Raw genomic sequence first — 17,824 nt, forward strand, 5'->3', positions numbered from 1 at the left:
TTATGTCGCGCAAAAGTGTGCAGCGGTTTTGCGATAACGACATGCATAAAACAAGAACCTGAAGCGCGTCGCATGAGGCTGGTCGAACGCGACGCGCTTTAAGCTGCACCAATATCGCCACAGCCGCCGGTCGCTTGCGGGCGGGCTGTGGCGGTGGCAGATTGCGGCCGAAACCATCGAGCAGGGTGAATATGGTCTCCAAACGCCTCAGCCGCGAAGCCGGTCATCGCCGCAAGTTCCTGGCGATCATCGACGACACGCCGGAATGCGAGCGCGCCGTCGCCTACGCCTCGAAGCGGGCGCAAAGCACGGGCGGCGTGTTGGTGCTGCTCTATGTCATCGAGCCGGATGATTTCCAGCACTGGCTGGGCGTCGAGAAGATCATGCGCGAGGAGGCGACCGCCACGGCGCGCGCCGCGCTCGACAGTTACGCCAACAAGGTGCGCCAGAAGCTCGGCATCGAGCCGGAACTGGTGGTGCGCGAAGGCAAGCCGACGGAAGAGATCCACAAGCTGATCGAGGAAGACCAGGACATCGCCATCCTGGTGCTGGCGGCAGGCGCTGGCAAGGAAGGGCCTGGGCCGCTGGTCGGCGCGGTTGCCGGCAAGGGCGCCGCCTTTCCGATTCCAGTGACTGTGGTGCCGCAGAACCTGTCGGACGAGGAGATCGACAGCCTCGCCTGAGATGTGCCGATATTCAGGTGAGGCCGGCCTACAAATGGCGGCTTCCTGCGCTTCCGGTGCTCACGTACCAAAAGTACGCTCCGCTCCGGTTCTCGGAAACCATCATTTTCGGCTCGGCCTGACCTGAATCTCAACACATCTCCAATTGTTTCAGCGAGCTAGCAAAACATTCCACCAGCCAGCCGTTCCCCGCGATGCCTTTCGCTTGAATGTCGGGCGGATAAAGCCTAATTAGAATTATTCCAAACTAGCTGCCCGAAACGGGCACGGAGATGGCCATGTTCATCCAGACCGAGTCGACGCCAAACCCGACAACGCTGAAATTCCTGCCCGGCAAGGAAGTGCTGCAAGAAGGCACCGCCGATTTCCGCGATGCCGACAGTGCCGCGACGGCTTCGCCGCTGGCCGGCCGGCTGTTCGAGATCCCCGGCGTCACCGGCGTCTTCTTCGGCTATGATTTCATCACCGTGACCAAGGACGGCCCCGACTGGCAGCATCTGAAGCCGGCTATCCTCGGCGCCATCATGGAGCACTTCATGTCCGGTGCCCCGGTGATGGCCAAGGCCGGCCCGGCCGCCGAGACCAGCCAGACCGGCGAATTCTACGACAAGGCCGACGAGGAGCTGGTCGTCACCATCAAGGAGCTGCTCGACACGCGGGTGCGCCCGGCGGTGGCCCAGGACGGCGGCGACATCACCTTCCGCGGCTTCGAGAACGGCACCGTGTTCCTGCACATGAAAGGCGCCTGCGCCGGCTGCCCGTCGTCGACGGCGACGCTGAAGCACGGCATCCAGAACCTGCTCCGGCACTTTGTGCCGGAAGTGCAGCACGTCGAACAGGTCTCCTGACGCGCCGTTCCATCGTCAACGTCGATAGACAACAAAAAACCGGGCCAAAGTGCCCGGTTTTCTGTTTGCGACGTCTGTGTTGTTGCCTAGACGGTCCGCGTATAAAGCTCTTCTTGTTTGACCATGATCTTGTCCGAAAACCGGGTCCCGCTTTTCGGGATCATGGTCTTACAGCACAATGACCTTGGCGCCGACCGAGGTGCGGTCGTAGAGGTCGATAATGTCCTGGTTCATCAGCCGGATGCAGCCCGACGACATCGCCTTGCCGATGGAATTCCATTCCGGGCTGCCATGCAGGCGGTAGCCCATATCGCCGCCCTTGTTGAACAGGTACATGGCGCGCGCGCCGAGCGGGTTCTTCAACCCCGGCTCCATGCCGCCGGCAAACTTGGCCAGCTCCGGCTGTCGCCTGATCATCTGCGAAGGCGGCGTCCAGGTCGGCCATTCGCGCTTTAGTGCGATACGGGCGGTGCCGTGCCATTCGAAACCTTCACGGCCGACGCCGATGCCGTAGCGCATCGCTTCGCCGTCGCCCATGACGAAATAGAGGAACTTGTTCTGCGTATCGACGATGATGGTGCCCGGCTTTTCCCTGGTGTCGTAGTCGACGATCTGCCGGCGGTATTTGAACGGCACCTTTTCGATCGGGATGCGCGGCAGATGATAGCCGGCATCGGTCACCGCGCCATAGTTGTTGGTGAAGATCTGCGAGCCGATGGTGCTGCAACCGGCGACAGCCGTCGACAGCGCCAGGGCCGCGACGATTGCAAGTGACTTCATGCGCATGAAAAGGTCCGATGCCTGCCCAAACAACAGCGGCTCGAGTCGGCCGCTTTTTTCATCTTCATTCATGCTGGCATTTGCTTTGCTTGCCAAGCGGGCGATGCCTATATCCTTGGGCTTGCGTGCTGGTAAACCTGCGACTATGGCATTTCGGCAACAGCCCCCGCAGGATTATGCTGCAAAATCAATGGGCCAAGAACAAGAACCCCGAGACGGGGAAATCACCATGAATGTCGGTGACGCTGCCCGGCGCTCTGGCCTGCCGGCCAAGACCATCCGTTACTACGAGGAGATCGGCCTGATCCGGCCTGAGACGCGGCCGCTGCAGGAGATAATCCTGACAAGCCTGGTTCAATAGGCCGGGTTCAATAAAGAACGCCGCGAAGCACGGTCCAGGCCAGAAGCCCGAACGTGCCGATCACCACCAATGCACCAAGGACCGTGCCGATCTTTTCAGGCAGTCCATCGGGGCGACCAGGATCGTCGGCCATTCAACTATCGATCATGACGTATGCGGCACCAAACACGGCAACGATGATTGCCCCAAGCACCGCCCATCCTCTAACGGCCGAGCGGATTTCCTCCGGTGTCGCCGATTTACGTCCGTCATCGTCCGTCATCTAATGCTCCTCGTAAAAATCCCGTGGCCGACATTGAAAGCGCAAGCTGCCGGCGCTGCCAAGAGGGTGCAGCGGACTCTTTTGCGCAAAAGTTTAGGAACGTGCGCCGTCCGAGAGCAAGCGTTACCAGCCTCGACACTCCGCAAAGCACGGGCGGCCGTCATGATCCCGGTGGGCGATACCGGATCGACTTCGCTTTCCCAAGCGCGTCCATCGTCTCTTCGACACTTAACAGGACGGTGGTCTCGTACGAGCTGAGCGCGCCTCCCGCACCGATGGCGAGCATGACAGAGGCCATGGACACGTTGTCCGGCGCCTCCCATAGGTTCCAGCCATCGTACTCTCCGAAGGCATACCAGAACCCGTGCAGCTTTCCGCCGACCGACTCGATGTAGGAACGGGCAGCCTCGCGTCTGTCCTCGGGATTATCCATCAAGCGCGCCCAGGTTTCGGGCCTGTAGCTGAATCGCGTGAGATACATCGGCATGGTTCGTCTCCTCCCAGAGCTGCCCCCACCAAGACAGTTAAGCGCCCCAATCCGGGAGAACGCGAGTCGTTTCCGAGGCGTAGTACCGCTGGCTTAGTTGCGGGACCGCTAATAGACCTGTTTCAATTGCCTTTCCCAAGGGGAGTAAGGTCAATGGCCGCATATCTCATTGCCGATGTCGACATAACCGACGCCGCCGTTTTCGAGGAATACCGCCGGGACGTGCCTGCAACCGAAGCCCGCTACGGGGGAAGGTACATCGCTCGTGGCGGAGCCACCAAAGTGCTGGAAGGCGATTGGGAGCCTCATCGCCTTGTCATCGTCGAATTTCCCGACATGGCCTCGCTCCTCGCATGGTACGACTCTCCGGAATACGGCCGCCTCAAAGCCATCCGCGAACGCTGTGCAAAGACGAGGATCATTGCTCTGGAGGGCATGATGCCGGTTAGTTAGAGGGGGTTGTCAACCAGATAATAGCCCCAAAAAACCGGGTTCAAACCGTGAACAAAATCTGACATGGTGCGGCCATGCCTATCATCTCACCTCTACCCCTCAACCCCCTTCTCGACGGTCGCCAGTCGGAGCGTGCCATGCTGGTCAGGCGTGGCGTGCAGCGGCTGCTCAAGCAGATGGGCGCGCATGTCTTGCCCGAACTGTCGCTGGCCACCGGGCGCCGCGCCGATCTCGTAGCGCTGACCCGCCAGGGCGATATCTGGATCATCGAGATCAAATCCTCGATCGAGGATTTCAGGGTCGACCGCAAATGGCCGGACTACCGGCTGCATTCCGACCGCTTCTTCTTCGCCACCCATCCCGGCGTGCCCGCGGAGATCTTTCCGGAAGAGTGCGGCTTCATTCTCTCCGATGGCTATGGCGCCGAGGTCCTGCGCGATGCGCCCGAGCACCGCATGGCGGCGGCGACGCGCAAGGCGCTGATGCTGCGGATCGCGCGCGCCGGTGCCGCGCGGCTGCTGGCGGCGGAGCTTGCCGGTGTGTCGGTGCCGGCGCTGGAGGGTGAGAGCGAGTAGGGGTTTCCCTCTCCGTAGTCATGGAGGCTTGCGCTGCCCCGGCTGCCGCCACCTTGCATAAGAGACGATGTATGACTGCGGTGTTCCGCAAGGAACGCCAACAGCCGGCTGTAGCCTTCGTCTTCCCAGTGCAGGTCGAGATTGGAAATGAAACCCGGCACGAAGACGAGATCGAGCGATCCCTGGCCGACCACCTGATAGGCGATCCGCACGTCGCCGCTGAGCGCGTATCGAGTTTCGATCGGCCTCACGAGGTTTGTCCGCCCGACCCGACGATTTGTTATCGCCGATCATAGCAGAGCCGCGAGACTTGCGGCAGATGAAACCTTAGAGGGTGTGAATGTAGGCCCGCGGCGCCTACTTCTGTGACGCAGCCGTAGTCTCGGTGCTCGCTCCGCCGACGCTAAAACCTGCGCCCTCCGGCGCGCCCGGCCGCTTGATGTGTGGGGCGGCCGCGACGACAAGCTCGTTGAAGCCTTCGCCGCCGCTGTCGAGCATCTCGAACAATTGCCGGCGCATCCTCGGCTCCCAGAACTTGTTGATGTGCTCGGCGACGCCGGCAATGCCTTGCTCGCGCGGCTTGGAGTGGAAAAAGGCAGCGATCTGGTTGGCCATGCGAACCAGCTTTTCGCTGGTGCTCATGAGGTGGCCTTCGTCATGCGACATGCTTGGCAACTCCGGAAACCACGCGGTCAGGATGGGTGAAAATATCGAAATCATCGCCGCGCACCAGCGCCACCAGCGTCATGCCGGCGTCGTCTGCGGTGCGGATGGCAAGTGCCGTCGGCGCCGAGACGGCGATGATGAAGGCAGCACCGATCGCCGCGGTCTTCTGCACCATCTCGACCGAAACGCGCGACGTCACGACGACGGCCCCCGACCTGCCGTCGATACCGGCTTTGGCCAGCGCGCCGGCCAGCTTGTCCAGCGCATTGTGACGGCCGACATCCTCGCGCGCCATGACGATGCCCTTGCCGGGGAGGTAAAAACCGGCGGCGTGGACCGCGCCGGTCTCGGCGTGCAGCGGCTGCACCTTCGACAAAAGCTTGACCGAGCGGACGATGTCATCGGCCTGAAGTGTAAGTTTCGACGCACCGACCGGATCGACCGAGCGCATCGCTTCCTCGATCGATTCGATGCCGCACAGCCCGCAGCCGACCGGGCCGGCGAGCCGTCTGCGACGCGCCTCGAAACGGGTGTTGGCCTGGTCCTTCAGCCGGATCTGGATATCGATGCCGGCGCCGTGATCCTCGACCTCGATGGCTTCGATTTCGTCTGGCGAGGCAATGATGCCTTCGGTCAGCGAGAAGCCGAGCGCGAAATCCTCGAAATCGGCCGGGCTTGCCATCATCACCGCATGCGTGGTGCCGGCAAAGGAGAATGCTACCGGCGTCTCTTCCGGCACCATGCGGTTGGCGGCCGCGGTGCCGCCGGCGCGGCGCGCGAGGCGGCTGATCTGGGTGACAGCACGACGTTTGGGCATCACGCGGCACCCCCCTCTGGCCTACCGGCCATCTCCCCCTCAAGGGGGGAGATTGGCAGTTCAGACGTAAGGCACCCTTCGACGCTGGTGATTGGCGAAAGCCGAGATGACATCCAATCTCCCCCCTTGAGGGGGAGATGGCCGGTAGGCCAGAGGGGGGTGCTCCGGCACGACGCCAAAACGCTACTCCGCTGCTTGCAGCGAGGCGATGCGGCGGCTTTGCTTTGCCTGCTCGTCATAGTCGCGCTGCCATTCCGACGGGCCGTTGGATGCACCCACCTGCACCGCGGTCACCTTGTATTCCGGGCAGTTGGTCGCCCAGTCGGAGAAGTCGGTGGTGATGACGTTGGCCTGGGTGTCGGGATGGTGGAAGGTCGTATAGACGACGCCCGGCGACACCCGGTCGGTGATCAGCGCGCGCAGCGTCGTCTCGCCCGAGCGGCTGGTCAGCCGCACCCAGTCGCCATCGCGCAGGCCGCGATTTTCGGCATCATGCGGATGGATCTCCAGCCGATCCTCGCTGTGCCACACGACGTTGTCGGTGCGCCTGGTCTGCGCGCCGACATTATACTGCGACAGGATGCGGCCGGTGGTCAGCAGCAGCGGGAAGCGCGGCCCGGTCCTCTCGTCGGTCGCGACATATTCGGTGCGGATGAACTTGCCCTTGCCGCGCACGAAGCCGCCAATATGCATGATCGGCGTGCCTTCCGGCGACTTCTCGTTGCAGGGCCACTGCACCGAGCCCACCCGGTCGAGAAGGTCGAAGGAAACGCCGGAGAAGCTCGGCGTCGTCTTGGCGATCTCGTCCATGATCTCGGAGGGATGCGTGTAGTTCCAGCCGAGGCCGAGCGCCTTGGCGAGCTCCTGCGTCGTCTCCCAGTCGGCATAGCCGCATTTCGGCTCCATCACCTTGCGCACCATGTTGATGCGGCGCTCGGCATTGGTGAAGGTGCCGTCCTTCTCGAGGAAGGTCGAGCCGGGCAGGAACACATGCGCGTAGTTGGCCGTCTCGTTGAGGAAGAGGTCGTGCACAACGACACATTCCATCGCGGCGAGACCCGCGGCGACATGCTTGGTGTCGGGGTCCGACTGCAGGATGTCCTCGCCCTGTACATAGAGCCCCTTGAACGAGCCGTCGACGGCCGCGTCCAGCATATTGGGGATGCGCAGGCCGGGCTCGTCGTCGAGCTTGACGCCCCACAGGCTCTCATAGATGGCGCGCACCGCGTCGCCCGAAATGTGGCGGTAGCCGGGAAGTTCGTGCGGGAACGAACCCATGTCGCAGGAGCCCTGCACATTGTTCTGGCCGCGCAGCGGATTCACGCCGACGCCCGGCCGGCCGATATTGCCGGTCGCCATGGCGAGGTTGGCAATGGCGATGACGGTGGTCGAGCCCTGGCTGTGCTCGGTCACGCCGAGGCCGTAATAGATCGCGCCGTTGCCGCCGCGCGCATAGAGCCGCGCCGCGCCGCGTATGTCGTCGGGATCGACATTGGCGAGCTGACCGACGACCTCCGGGCTGTTTTCCGGCAGTGCCACGAACGATGCCCAGTCCTGGAACTCGTCCCAGTCGCAGCGCTCGCGGATGAACGCCTCGTCGAACAGGCCTTCGGTGACGATGACATGGGCAAGTGCGGTCAGCATGGCGACGTTGGTGCCCGGCTTCAGCGGCAGATGGAACTGCGCTTCGACATGGGCCGAGCGCACGATATCGGTGCGGCGCGGATCGAGCACGATCAGCTTGGCGCCCTGGCGCATGCGCTTTTTCATGCGCGAGGCGAACACCGGATGCGCATCGGTCGGATTGGCGCCGATCAGCAGGATGACGTCCGTCTGCTCGATCGAATCGAAATCCTGCGTGCCGGCGGAGGTACCGAAGGTCTGGCCCAGGCCATAGCCGGTCGGCGAATGGCAGACGCGGGCGCAGGTATCGACATTGTTGTTGCGGAAGCCCTGCCGGACCAGCTTCTGGACGAGGTAGGTCTCCTCGTTGGTGCAGCGCGACGAGGTGATGCCGCCGATCGACGTGCGGCCGTACTGGTACTGGATGCGGCGGAATTCATTCGCCGTATGGGTGAGCGCCTCTTCCCACGACACTTCGCGCCACGGATCGCTGACCCGCTCGCGGATCATCGGCTTCAGGATACGGTCCTTGTGTGTCGCATAGCCATAGGCGAAGCGGCCCTTGACGCAGGAGTGGCCGTGGTTGGCCTTGCCTGCCTTGTAGGGCATCATGCGAATGACCTCGTCGCCCTTGACCTCGGCCTTGAATGAGCAGCCGACGCCGCAATAGGCGCAGGTGGTGACGGTCGAGCGCTCGGGCAGGCCTTTCGCCAGCACGGTTTTCTCCCTCAGCGCATCGGTCGGGCAGGCCTGCACGCAGGCCCCGCACGACACGCATTCGGAATCGACGAACGCCTCGTGCATGCCGGCCGAGACCCTGGATTCGAAGCCGCGGCCCTCGATGGTCAGCGCGAACGTGCCTTGCACCTCTTCGCAGGCGCGCACGCAGCGCGAGCAGACGATGCATTGCGCCGGATCATAGGTGAAATAGGGGTTCGATTCATCGCGGGCGATGTAGTCGATGGTCAGCGAGCCATGGCCGGGCGCCACGCCGTTTTCTTGCTCGACGTGGTTGCGGCCGTCCACGCCATAGCGGTTCTCGGTCAGGCCGACCGTCCTGACGACCTTGTCGAACTCGCTGGCGCCGGTGCCGGCCGTCTCGCCCCACGCAGCCGGATGGTCAGAGACATAGAGCTCCATCACGCCGCGACGAATGGCGTTCAGCCGGTCGCTCTGGGTATGCACGACCATGCCTTCGCCAACCGGCGTCGTGCACGAGGCCGGCGTGCCGCCGCGCCCGTCGATCTCGACGAGGCAGACCCGGCAGGAGCCGAACGAGTCCAGCATGTCGGTGGCGCAGAGTTTCGGGATTTCAACGCCCGCTTCCATCGAAGCGCGCATGATCGAGGTACCCGCCGGCACCGTCACCGGCTTGCCATCGACGGTCAGCGTCACCTGCTGTTCCGCTTCGGAGGCGGGTGTGCCGTAGTCGATTTCCTGGACCAGCGATTTGATGTCGAATGCCGCGTTCATGCCTGTCCGCTCCTATTCCGCTGCTTCGGCGACCGGCGTCGGCCGAAAGTCGTCCGGGAAATGGTTGAGTGCACTCATCACCGGATATGGGGTGAAGCCGCCGAGAGCGCAAAGCGAGCCGAACTTCATCGTGTTGCAAAGGTCGGTGACCAGCGCGATCTGCTTTTCCGGTTCGATGTTCTCAGCGAGCCGGTCCAGCACCTCGACGCCGCGCGTCGAGCCGATGCGACAGGGCGTGCACTTACCGCAGCTCTCGATGGCGCAGAATTCCATGGCGAAGCGTGCCTGCTTCAGCATGTCGGCACTGTCGTCGAAAACGACGATGCCGGCATGGCCGATCAGCCCGTCCTTGGCGGCAAATGCTTCGTAGTCGAACGGCGTGTCGAACAGGGCGCGCGGGAAATAGGCGCCGAGCGGGCCACCCACCTGCACCGCCTTGACCGGACGCCCGGTCGCCGCGCCGCCGCCGATATCGTCGACGATCTCACCCAGCGTCATGCCGAACGCCGCCTCGTAGAGACCAGGATATTTGACGTTGCCGGCAATCTGGATCGGGATGGTGCCGCGCGAACGGCCCATGCCGAAATCCTTGTAGAAGGCGGCGCCCTTGTCCATGATCACCGGCACCGAGGCCAGCGAGATGACATTGTTGATTACCGTCGGCTTGCCGAACAGGCCCTTATGCGCTGGCAGCGGCGGTTTGGCCCGCACCTGCCCGCGCTTGCCTTCGAGGCTGTCGAGCAGGGCGGTCTCCTCGCCGCAGACATAGGCGCCGGCGCCGACGCGCACTTCCATGTCGAATGAATTGGGTGACCCGAGCACATTGACGCCGAGCACGCCGGCCCTGCGGGCGATCTCGACGGCCTTCTGCATCACCGCCACCGCATGCGGATATTCCGAGCGGATATAGATGAAGCCCTTGGTCGCGCCGGTGGCGATGCCGGCGATCGCCATGCCTTCGATCAGCACGAAGGGGTCGCCTTCCATGATCATGCGGTCGGCGAACGTACCGGAATCGCCTTCATCGGCATTGCAGACGATGTATTTGCGGTCGGCCGACGTATCGAGGACCGTCTTCCATTTGATGCCGGTCGGGAAGCCGGCGCCGCCACGACCGCGCAGCCCGGATTCGGTCACCTGCTTGACGATGTCGGCCGGTGTCGTCGCCACTGCATTCTGCAGGCCGTTCAGCCCGCCATGCGCCTTGTAGTGATCGAGCGACAGCGGATCGGTGACGCCGCAGCGCGCAAAGGTCAGCCGCGTCTGCCTGGCCAGGAACGGGATCTTGTCCGGCGCGCCAAGCCAGCGCTTGTGGTGGCCGCCGGTGAGGAAGCCGCAGTCGAACAGGCTTTTGACGTCGGATGGCTTCACCGGCCCATAGGCGACGCGGCCAGTGGCTGTCGCCACTTCGACCATCGGCTCGAGGAAATAGGCGCCGCGCGAGCCGTTGCGCACGATCTTGGCCTCGATGCCGCGCTCGGCCAACTCCGCCCGAACCGCCTTGGCGACCCTTTCCGCACCCAGCGCCAGCGCGCCGGAATCGCCAGGAATATAGATGCGCGGGATCATGAGCGCACCTCGGCAACGATCTCATTGAGCTTTTCGTCGTCGAGCCGCCCGAACACCTCGCCGTCCAGCATCGCCGATGGCGAGCAGGCGCAAAGGCCAAGGCAATAGACCGGCTCCAGCGTCACCGAACCGTCGCGGGTTGTCTCGTGGAAACCGATGCCCAGCATTGATTTGAGCTTGGCGGCAATCGCATCCGAGCCCATCGACTGGCAGGCTTCCGCCTGGCAGAGCTTCAGCACATGGCGGCCGGCGGGCTGGCTGCGATAATCGTGATAGAAGGTGACGACGCCATGCACCTCGGCCCTGGAGATGTTCAGCGCCTCGGCAATCACCGGCAGCGCGTCCTGCGGCACATAGCCGAACTCTTCCTGTATGCCGTGCAGGATCGGCAACAGCGAGCCTTCGAGGCCTTTCAGCTCGTGGATGATCGCCGACGTGCGCGATGCGATCTCGGTACTTGCAGGCTGCATCGTCATGCAGCGCCCTCCCTGGTCGTGGCTGTCTTCCGCTAAGTGCTTAGGAAATCAGAGGAAACCCGCTAAATCAATAAAGCCGATCCGTTGCTCGATAGAAATTTTCTATCGTTCGCCGTCACCAGCATTGTCTAGCCTAGCGGTGGGCGCGGAAATCGTCCGCCAGCGCCATTGCCTCGTCCAACAGCGCCGAGACCAGCGGCGTGTGCGGTTCGCGCGGCGCCGCCACCAGCCCGACGGTGTGGCTGGCATCCGGCTCGACGATCGGGATAGCCCGGATCGGCTCGGAAAAGCCGAACGTTTCCGCAAGGTTAAGCGGCATGATGGACGACCATTTGCCGGTGCGGATATGCGAGAACAGCACGATCATCGAGTTGGATTCCAGTGTCGGCCGCACCTGCACGCCGGCTTCGGCCAGATGCTGGTCGATGATGCGGCGGTTCTGCATGTCCGGCGTCAGCAGGCAGAGCGGCAGCTGGGAGAGTTCCGCCCATGTCACTTTGTCGCGGTCGAAATAGGGGTTCCCGACAGCGGTGATCAACTGGTAGCGCTCGTCGTAGAGCGGCACGCTGGTGACGCGTCCGAGCGGCTCGTTGTCGAGATAGGTGATGCCGGCGTCGATGTCGAAATTGCCGAGCAGCGACAGCACCTCGATCGATGTCCGCGACAGCACCGAGAAGGTGACGCCGGGATGCTTTGCCCGAAACGGCGTCGTCAATCGCGCCACCATGGCGAGGGCCGTCGGGATCGCGGCGATGCGGATGCGTCCTGACAGGCCGTGGCGTGCCGCCCGCATCTCCTCGCGCATGGTCCTGCTATCGCCGACGATGCGGCGCGCCCACACCAGCACCTGCTTGCCTTCCGGCGTCAGCCCCTGGAAGCGCGAGCCGCGCAGCACCAGCATCACGCCGAGCTGGCCCTCCAGCTGCTTGATGCCGGCCGAAAGCGTCGGTTGGGTGACGCCGCACACCTCCGCCGCGCGGCCGAAATGTTCTTCCCTGGCGAGTGCTATGAAGAATTCCAGCTTGTCGATCATGCCGTCGGGAGCCTGTCACGGACGCTATGTCCGATCTTAGCGCGCAAGGTCGGGGAAATCGCCTTCGGCCGCAAGCCGCCTGTGCAAATCGCCCGCATCCACATCTTTCAGCCGGCTTACTGTTTCCCGCGATGGAACGCGGCGCTATGTGGATGGGATGGGGTCGTGGACTGGACACGACGGGAGACCGAAACATGCTGGGCTGGTTCCGCAAGCTTTTGCCGCGCGAAGATCGCTTCTTCGACCTGTTCGAGCGGCATTCCCGCACTGTGGTCGGCGGCGCTGAGGCACTGCAGCAGCTTTTGCAGGGCAACGACATCGACCGCTGGTGTCAGACGATCATCGATCTCGAGGACGAAGCCGATCAGATCACCGCGGAAGTTCTGCTGGCCGTGCGCCGCTCCTTCATCACGCCCTTCGATCGCGGCGACATCAAGGACCTGATCCAGTCGATGGATGATGCCATCGACATGATGCACAAGACCGTCAAGACGGTAAGGTTGTTCGAAAAGAAGGAATTCGACCCGCTGATGCAGGAAATGGGGGCCGTCATCGTCGAGGCCGCCAAGTTGGTGGCCGAGGCGATCCCACTGCTCGGCAAGGTCGGGGCGCATACGGTGCGCCTCAACGCCATCGCCGAGGAGGTCATGCGCGCCGAAGGCCGGGCCGACGACCTGCACGAACAGGGCCTGAAGGACCTGTTCAAGCGGCACGGCCGCAGCGATCCGATGGCCTATCTGATCGGCAGCGAGATCTACGGCCAGCTGGAAAAGGTGGTCGACCGCTTCGAGGACGTCGCCAACGAAATCAGCGGCATCGTCATCGAGAACGTATAGTGGAAGCCGCGATAGCCTTTCCGGTGCTGGTCGGCCTTGTCGCCGTCGCACTGTTCTTCGATTTCCTCAACGGCCTGCACGATGCCGCCAACTCCATCGCGACAATCGTCTCCACCCGCGTGCTGAGGCCGCATTATGCGGTGTTCTGGGCGGCTTTCTTCAATTTCATCGCCTTCATGTTCTTCGGTCTTCACGTGGCGGAGACGCTGGGAACCGGCATCATCGACGCCAGCATCGTCACGCCGGCAGTGATCTTCGCAGCACTTGTCGGCGCCATCGTCTGGAATATCGTCACCTGGCTCGTCGGTATCCCGTCCAGCAGCTCGCACGCGCTGATCGGCGGTTTGGTCGGCGCCGGCGTTGCCAAGGCCGGCACCGGCGCCATCGTCTGGGCCGGATTGGGCAAGACGACGGCGGCCATCGTGCTGTCGCCGGCGGCAGGCTTTCTGCTGGCGCTCGTCTTGATCCTCGCGGTCTCCTGGCTGTTCGTGCGGCAGACGCCGTTCGCCGTCGACAGCACCTTCCGCGTCATGCAGTTCTTTTCCGCCTCGCTCTATTCGCTCGGCCATGGCGGCAACGACGCGCAGAAGACCATGGGCATCATCGCCGTGCTGCTTTATTCGCAAGGCATGCTCGGCGCGAATTTTTACGTGCCGCTGTGGGTCGTCATCACCTGTCAGTCGGCGCTGGCGCTGGGCACGTTGCTCGGCGGCTGGCGCATCGTCCACACAATGGGATCGAAGATCACCCGGCTGAACCCGATGCAGGGTTTCTGCGCCGAGACCGGCGGTGCGATCACCCTGTTCGCCGCCACCTGGCTCGGTATTCCGGTATCGACCACACACACGATCACCGGCGCCATCATTGGCGTCGGCGCCGCACGCCGCGTCTCAGCCGTTCGCTGGGGCATTGCCGGCAACATCGTGGTTGCCTGGATTATCACCCTGCCGGCAACCGCGGTGATTGCGGCCCTCACCTACCTCGCGGTCGGCCTGGCAAGGTGAGAGCACCGCAGCACTGCGCGGCGGCGGTGCGTGAACGCCGTATCTACCTGTCCACAAGGTTCAGGATGTTGCCGTCCGGATCCTTGAACCATGCGACCTTCATGCCCTGACCGACATGAACGTCACCCTCCAGCGTCAGGCCGGGCATGTCGTAATGCTCGAAGGCCACGCCCTTCGATTTCAACGCCTCAACGATTTTGCCGAGCTCGTCGCCGACCGTCCAGGTCACAGCCGTCGCCTTGTTGGTCCCAGCGAAATTCGAACGGTACACGTTGATGCTGGTATCGCCGCTTTTATAGACGATCAGTTCGCCACCTTCATTGTGCACCTCTTTCAGGCCGAGCGTCCCTTCGTAGAAAGCCCTGGCCTTGGCCAAGTCCTTCACTGCGAGATTGGCCGTTGCGTTGCTGTTTGCGAGCATGATCGTCTCCTTCCCTTGATGTCGTGCTCATGCTGCTCCCTCAGATAGGTCGTAGCGGATGGTTGGCGACCGTCGATCAGGCAAATCCGACTGCGTCGGTCCGTTTTCCGGGGCACACCAGGCCGGCTGTTGCTCCACGACTTGGTTCTCTCCGGAAACTGCACTATCTCAGGCGCGAGCTTGCATAAGGAAGATCTGATGTCCGTCACCAAGGAAATCGTCATCGAACGCCTGAAGACGGTCAACGGGCCGGATTTCACCGGCAATATCGTCGACCTCGGCATGGTTTCCGAGATTTTCATTGCCGATGCCAAGGTGTTCTTCTCGATCACCGTTCCCGCTGCGCGTGCCCAGGAGATGGAGCCGCTGCGTGCGGCCGCCGAGCGTGTCGTCAAGGCGATCCCCGGTGTCGCCGGCGCCGTGGTCGCGCTGACGGCGGAAAAGAAGGGCGGCGGCATGGAGGCGCCGGTTCCGCAAAGACCGGCTCAGAGGCCCGCTCCGCCGGCCGCACCTGCTCGTCCAGCGCCGCAGGCGCCGGCATCGCACAGCCAGGGCAAGCGCGGCGTACCAGGCATCGACGCCATCATCGCTGTTGCTTCCGGCAAGGGCGGCGTCGGCAAGTCGACCACCGCCGTCAATATCGCTCTTGGCCTTGCCGCCAACGGGTTGCGGGTCGGCGTGCTCGATGCCGATATTTATGGCCCGTCGATGCCACGCCTGCTCAACATTCATGGCCGGCCGCAGACCGTCGATGGCAAGATCCTGAAGCCGATGCAGAACTATGGCCTCAAGGTCATGTCGATGGGCTTCCTCGTCGATGAGGAGACGCCGATGATCTGGCGCGGGCCGATGGTGATGTCGGCATTGACGCAAATGCTGCGCGAGGTCGAATGGGGACCGCTCGACGTGCTCGTCGTCGACATGCCGCCCGGCACCGGCGACGCCCAGCTGACCATGGCCCAACAGGTGCCGCTGGCCGGCGCCGTCATCGTCTCGACGCCACAGGACCTGGCCCTGATCGATGCGCGCAAAGGCCTCAACATGTTCAGAAAGGTCGACGTGCCGCTTTTGGGCATCGTCGAAAACATGAGCTATTTTCTCGCCCCCGATACGGGGAAACGCTACGACATCTTCGGCCATGGCGGCGCGCGCCGTGAGGCAGAGCGCCTCGGCGTCACCTTCCTTGGCGAAGTGCCGCTCGAGATGGGCATCCGCGAAAGCTCCGATGCCGGCACGCCGGTGGTGGTCTCCAAGCCCGATAGCGCCGAGGCGAAAATCTATCGCGACATCGCCGCCAAGGTCTGGCACCGCGTCAATGAAGAGCGCGGCGCGGCCGAGGCTGCAGTGCCGAGCATCGTGTTTGAGTGATGCGGATGTCCCTCCCCAAGTCGGCCCCTTGAGGGGAGGTGGCCGCAAGGGTCGGGTGGGGTCCGCGACGACATGCTCGAACTTTTCCGGGATAGCGGGCTGACAAACCACGATCCCCTCTGGCGCGGAGGCAGATGTGTGTCTATCGCACCAAAGTGCGGATTCGGATGGCGCGTGCCCTTGCCTGCTCCCGCGCGTTGTCATATCGATTTGTCATACAAATACGGAGACCACGATGGCAGGCGCCCCCACCAGCAAGAAAAAATTTCGCTCGCAAGAGTGGTTCGACAATCCCGACAATCCGGGCATGACAGCACTTTATCTGGAGCGCTACCTGAATTACGGGCTGACGCGGGCCGAACTGATGTCCGGCAAGCCGCTGATCGGCATCGCCCAGACCGGCTCGGACCTGTCGCCCTGCAACCGCCATCACATCGAACTGGCCAAGCGCGTGCGCGAGGGCATCGTCTCGATGGGCGGCATTCCTTTCGAGTTTCCTTGCCACCCGATCCAGGAAACCGGCAAGCGGCCGACAGCTGCGCTCGACCGCAACCTTGCCTATCTCAGCCTGGTCGAGGTGCTCTACGGCTATCCGCTCGACGGCGTGGTGCTCACCATCGGCTGCGACAAGACGACGCCGGCCATGCTGATGGCCGCGGCTACCGTCAACATTCCGGCTATCGCGCTTTCGGTCGGCCCGATGCTCAACGGCTGGCACAAGGGCAAGCGCACCGGCTCCGGCACCATCGTCTGGGAATCGCGCCAGCGCCTGTCGGCCGGCGAGATCGGCTATGACGAGTTCATGGACATCGTCGCCTCCTCGGCGCCGTCGACCGGCTATTGCAACACGATGGGCACCGCTACCACGATGAATTCGTTGGCCGAGGCGCTCGGCATGCAATTGCCGGGCTCGGCCGCAATCCCCGCCCCCTATCGCGAACGCGGCCAGATCGCCTATGAGACTGGAAAGCGCATCGTCGACATGGTGCATGAGGATCTGAAGCCCTCCGACATCATGACCCGCAAGGCCTTCGAGAACGCCATCGTCGTCAACTCGGCGATCGGCGGCTCGACCAATGCGCCGATCCACCTCAACGCCATCGCCCGCCACCTCGGCGTGCCGCTCGACAACAACGATTGGCAGAAGGTTGGCCTCAACATTCCGCTCATCGTCAATCTGCAGCCGACCGGCGAATATCTCGGCGAGGACTATCACCATGCCGGCGGCGTGCCGGCTGTGATCGCCGAACTGATGAAGGGCGGCATGCTGCCCTATCCGGAAGCCATGACCGCTAACGGCAAGACCATCGGCGACAATTGCACCGCCGCCGTCAACGAGAACCTCGACGTCATCCGCACGGTTGCCGAGCCGCTGAAAGCCAATGCCGGCTTCATCAACCTCAAGGGCAATCTGTTCGATTCGGCGATCATGAAGACCAGTGGCATCTCGCCCGAATTCCGCGAACGCTATCTGTCGAACCCGAAGGACCCGGAAGCGTTCGAGGGCAACGCCATGGTCTTCGACGGCCCCGAGGATTATCACGCCCGCATCGACGACCCGGCACAGGGCATAGACGAGCACACCATCCTGTTCATGCGCGGCGCCGGCCCGATCGGCTATCCCGGCGGCGCCGAAGTCGTCAACATGCAGCCGCCTGCCTATCTGATCAAAAAGGGCATCCACGCGCTGGCCTGTATCGGCGACGGTCGTCAGTCAGGCACGTCGGGCTCGCCGTCGATCCTCAACGCCTCGCCGGAAGCCGCCATCGGCGGCGGCCTGGCGCTGCTGAAGACCGGCGATCGCGTCCGCATCGACCTGCGCAAGGGTACCGCCGACATCCTCGTCAGCGACGACGAGATCACGCGGCGCCGCGCCGAGCTGCAGAACAATGGCGGCTATCACTATCCGAAGCACCAGACGCCGTGGCAGGAAATCCAGCGCGGCATGGTCGACCAGTTTTCCGAAGGCATGGTGCTGAAGCCGGCGGTGAAGTACCAGGATGTGGCTCATACAAGCGGCGTGCCGAGGGACAATCACTGACCAGGGTCCGTCGCACGAGCCGTCAGGTCGCCAGCGTTACGGTCACCT

At 63.2% G+C, this 17,824-nt stretch carries 20 protein-coding genes and 1 pseudogene; 10 read left to right on the top strand and 11 right to left on the bottom strand.

Features of this window, described 5'->3' with window-relative positions; translation table 11 throughout:
* Positions 1-191 precede the first annotated feature (191 nt).
* Both NKH01_RS12085 and NKH01_RS12090 read left to right on the top strand, forming a co-directional pair.
* Complete coding sequence (locus tag NKH01_RS12085) at positions 192-683, top strand: universal stress protein (protein ID WP_023717912.1); 492 nt, start codon at positions 192-194, stop codon at positions 681-683.
* 278 nt (positions 684-961) lie between these two features.
* The gene (locus NKH01_RS12090; protein WP_023717910.1) at positions 962-1,531 is read left to right on the top strand and encodes a NifU family protein; all 570 of its coding nucleotides are present in this window, start codon (positions 962-964) and stop codon (positions 1,529-1,531) included.
* Between the two features lie 168 nt (positions 1,532-1,699).
* Here the strand turns inward: NKH01_RS12090 and NKH01_RS12095 are convergent, their stop codons facing one another.
* Positions 1,700-2,317: a L,D-transpeptidase gene (locus NKH01_RS12095; protein ID WP_023717909.1), complete on the bottom strand. Its 618-nt coding sequence runs from the start codon at positions 2,315-2,317 to the stop codon at positions 1,700-1,702.
* Positions 2,318-2,540: 223 nt separating this feature from the next.
* Here NKH01_RS12095 and NKH01_RS12100 point away from each other — a divergent pair.
* A pseudogene (locus NKH01_RS12100) lies at positions 2,541-2,624 on the top strand (MerR family DNA-binding transcriptional regulator); the annotation flags it as partial.
* Positions 2,625-2,679: 55 nt separating this feature from the next.
* Here the strand turns inward: NKH01_RS12100 and NKH01_RS12105 are convergent.
* The 3 genes from NKH01_RS12105 to NKH01_RS12115 form a co-directional block, all read right to left on the bottom strand.
* Positions 2,680-2,805, bottom strand: a complete 126-nt coding sequence (locus NKH01_RS12105; protein ID WP_352467528.1) for a hypothetical protein — start codon at positions 2,803-2,805, stop codon at positions 2,680-2,682.
* A complete protein-coding gene (locus NKH01_RS12110) occupies positions 2,806-2,934 on the bottom strand; it encodes a hypothetical protein (protein WP_352483307.1) in 129 nt (42 codons plus the stop codon).
* Positions 2,935-3,094: 160 nt separating this feature from the next.
* Positions 3,095-3,421, bottom strand: coding sequence for a GYD domain-containing protein (locus tag NKH01_RS12115; RefSeq protein WP_023717906.1), 327 nt, complete (start codon positions 3,419-3,421; stop codon positions 3,095-3,097).
* A 153-nt stretch (positions 3,422-3,574) separates the two neighbouring features.
* On the opposite strand from NKH01_RS12115, the gene NKH01_RS12120 reads away from it, so the two are divergent.
* From NKH01_RS12120 to NKH01_RS12130, 3 genes are all read left to right on the top strand, one after another.
* A complete protein-coding gene (locus tag NKH01_RS12120) occupies positions 3,575-3,874 on the top strand; it encodes a DUF1330 domain-containing protein (protein WP_023717905.1) in 300 nt (99 codons plus the stop codon).
* Positions 3,875-3,948: 74 nt separating this feature from the next.
* Positions 3,949-4,449, top strand: coding sequence for an MmcB family DNA repair protein (locus NKH01_RS12125; RefSeq protein WP_352493730.1), 501 nt, complete (start codon positions 3,949-3,951; stop codon positions 4,447-4,449).
* 71 nt (positions 4,450-4,520) lie between these two features.
* Positions 4,521-4,745 carry a hypothetical protein gene (locus tag NKH01_RS12130; protein WP_353020311.1) on the top strand — a complete coding sequence of 75 codons (225 nt, stop codon included), beginning with the start codon at positions 4,521-4,523 and terminating at the stop codon, positions 4,743-4,745.
* Between the two features lie 61 nt (positions 4,746-4,806).
* Here the strand turns inward: NKH01_RS12130 and NKH01_RS12135 are convergent, their stop codons facing one another.
* From NKH01_RS12135 to NKH01_RS12160, 6 genes are all read right to left on the bottom strand, one after another.
* Entirely contained in the window at positions 4,807-5,115 is a 309-nt protein-coding gene (locus NKH01_RS12135; RefSeq protein WP_352483304.1) for a formate dehydrogenase subunit delta, read from the bottom strand.
* A complete protein-coding gene (gene fdhD / locus NKH01_RS12140) occupies positions 5,105-5,932 on the bottom strand; it encodes a formate dehydrogenase accessory sulfurtransferase FdhD (protein ID WP_023717901.1) in 828 nt (275 codons plus the stop codon). Before fdhD ends, NKH01_RS12135 begins: the two co-directional genes overlap by 11 nt.
* 183 nt (positions 5,933-6,115) lie before the next feature.
* Positions 6,116-9,028, bottom strand: coding sequence for a formate dehydrogenase subunit alpha (fdhF, locus tag NKH01_RS12145; protein ID WP_352483303.1), 2,913 nt, complete (start codon positions 9,026-9,028; stop codon positions 6,116-6,118).
* A 12-nt stretch (positions 9,029-9,040) separates the two neighbouring features.
* A complete protein-coding gene (locus NKH01_RS12150; RefSeq protein ID WP_352815822.1) occupies positions 9,041-10,597 on the bottom strand; it encodes a formate dehydrogenase beta subunit in 1,557 nt (518 codons plus the stop codon).
* Positions 10,594-11,073 (bottom strand): formate dehydrogenase subunit gamma, encoded by a 480-nt coding sequence (locus tag NKH01_RS12155; protein WP_353020312.1) that lies wholly within the window; start codon positions 11,071-11,073, stop codon positions 10,594-10,596. The genes NKH01_RS12150 and NKH01_RS12155 overlap by 4 nt, the downstream gene beginning before the upstream one ends.
* A gap of 133 nt (positions 11,074-11,206) precedes the next feature.
* A complete protein-coding gene (locus NKH01_RS12160) occupies positions 11,207-12,106 on the bottom strand; it encodes a LysR family transcriptional regulator (RefSeq protein ID WP_353020313.1) in 900 nt (299 codons plus the stop codon).
* A gap of 194 nt (positions 12,107-12,300) precedes the next feature.
* Here NKH01_RS12160 and NKH01_RS12165 point away from each other — a divergent pair, with 194 nt between their 5' ends.
* Together NKH01_RS12165 and NKH01_RS12170 are read left to right on the top strand one after the other, a co-directional pair.
* Positions 12,301-12,942 carry a DUF47 domain-containing protein gene (locus NKH01_RS12165; RefSeq protein ID WP_023717896.1) on the top strand — a complete coding sequence of 214 codons (642 nt, stop codon included), beginning with the start codon at positions 12,301-12,303 and terminating at the stop codon, positions 12,940-12,942.
* On the top strand, positions 12,942-13,946 hold the full coding sequence (locus tag NKH01_RS12170; RefSeq protein WP_352493734.1) for an inorganic phosphate transporter: 1,005 nt from the start codon (positions 12,942-12,944) through the stop codon (positions 13,944-13,946). Before NKH01_RS12165 ends, NKH01_RS12170 begins: the two co-directional genes overlap by 1 nt.
* A gap of 43 nt (positions 13,947-13,989) precedes the next feature.
* Here NKH01_RS12170 and NKH01_RS12175 read toward each other — a convergent pair whose 3' ends face one another.
* Positions 13,990-14,367 (bottom strand): VOC family protein, encoded by a 378-nt coding sequence (locus NKH01_RS12175; protein ID WP_352493735.1) that lies wholly within the window; start codon positions 14,365-14,367, stop codon positions 13,990-13,992.
* A gap of 195 nt (positions 14,368-14,562) precedes the next feature.
* On the opposite strand from NKH01_RS12175, the gene NKH01_RS12180 reads away from it, so the two are divergent.
* Together NKH01_RS12180 and NKH01_RS12185 are read left to right on the top strand one after the other, a co-directional pair.
* On the top strand, positions 14,563-15,735 hold the full coding sequence (locus tag NKH01_RS12180) for an Mrp/NBP35 family ATP-binding protein (protein ID WP_245278539.1): 1,173 nt from the start codon (positions 14,563-14,565) through the stop codon (positions 15,733-15,735).
* Positions 15,736-15,970: 235 nt separating this feature from the next.
* A complete protein-coding gene (locus tag NKH01_RS12185) occupies positions 15,971-17,776 on the top strand; it encodes an IlvD/Edd family dehydratase (protein ID WP_353020314.1) in 1,806 nt (601 codons plus the stop codon).
* Positions 17,777-17,824 lie beyond the last annotated feature (48 nt).

Origin of the sequence: Mesorhizobium sp. M1403 (genome assembly GCF_040317695.1) — a bacterium.
Lineage (GTDB): Bacteria > Pseudomonadota > Alphaproteobacteria > Rhizobiales > Rhizobiaceae > Mesorhizobium.

Coding starts and splice junctions, on each gene's coding strand:
- NKH01_RS12085 (WP_023717912.1), top strand. CDS start 192: ATGGTCTCCAAACGCCTCAGCCGCGAAGCCGGTCATCGCCGCAAGTTC.
- NKH01_RS12090 (WP_023717910.1), top strand. CDS start 962: ATGTTCATCCAGACCGAGTCGACGCCAAACCCGACAACGCTGAAATTC.
- NKH01_RS12095 (WP_023717909.1), bottom strand. CDS start 2,317: ATGCGCATGAAGTCACTTGCAATCGTCGCGGCCCTGGCGCTGTCGACG.
- NKH01_RS12105 (WP_352467528.1), bottom strand. CDS start 2,805: ATGGCCGACGATCCTGGTCGCCCCGATGGACTGCCTGAAAAGATCGGC.
- NKH01_RS12110 (WP_352483307.1), bottom strand. CDS start 2,934: ATGACGGACGATGACGGACGTAAATCGGCGACACCGGAGGAAATCCGC.
- NKH01_RS12115 (WP_023717906.1), bottom strand. CDS start 3,421: ATGCCGATGTATCTCACGCGATTCAGCTACAGGCCCGAAACCTGGGCG.
- NKH01_RS12120 (WP_023717905.1), top strand. CDS start 3,575: ATGGCCGCATATCTCATTGCCGATGTCGACATAACCGACGCCGCCGTT.
- NKH01_RS12125 (WP_352493730.1), top strand. CDS start 3,949: ATGCCTATCATCTCACCTCTACCCCTCAACCCCCTTCTCGACGGTCGC.
- NKH01_RS12130 (WP_353020311.1), top strand. CDS start 4,521: ATGACTGCGGTGTTCCGCAAGGAACGCCAACAGCCGGCTGTAGCCTTC.
- NKH01_RS12135 (WP_352483304.1), bottom strand. CDS start 5,115: ATGTCGCATGACGAAGGCCACCTCATGAGCACCAGCGAAAAGCTGGTT.
- fdhD (WP_023717901.1), bottom strand. CDS start 5,932: ATGCCCAAACGTCGTGCTGTCACCCAGATCAGCCGCCTCGCGCGCCGC.
- fdhF (WP_352483303.1), bottom strand. CDS start 9,028: ATGAACGCGGCATTCGACATCAAATCGCTGGTCCAGGAAATCGACTAC.
- NKH01_RS12150 (WP_352815822.1), bottom strand. CDS start 10,597: ATGATCCCGCGCATCTATATTCCTGGCGATTCCGGCGCGCTGGCGCTG.
- NKH01_RS12155 (WP_353020312.1), bottom strand. CDS start 11,073: ATGACGATGCAGCCTGCAAGTACCGAGATCGCATCGCGCACGTCGGCG.
- NKH01_RS12160 (WP_353020313.1), bottom strand. CDS start 12,106: ATGATCGACAAGCTGGAATTCTTCATAGCACTCGCCAGGGAAGAACAT.
- NKH01_RS12165 (WP_023717896.1), top strand. CDS start 12,301: ATGCTGGGCTGGTTCCGCAAGCTTTTGCCGCGCGAAGATCGCTTCTTC.
- NKH01_RS12175 (WP_352493735.1), bottom strand. CDS start 14,367: ATGCTCGCAAACAGCAACGCAACGGCCAATCTCGCAGTGAAGGACTTG.
- NKH01_RS12185 (WP_353020314.1), top strand. CDS start 15,971: ATGGCAGGCGCCCCCACCAGCAAGAAAAAATTTCGCTCGCAAGAGTGG.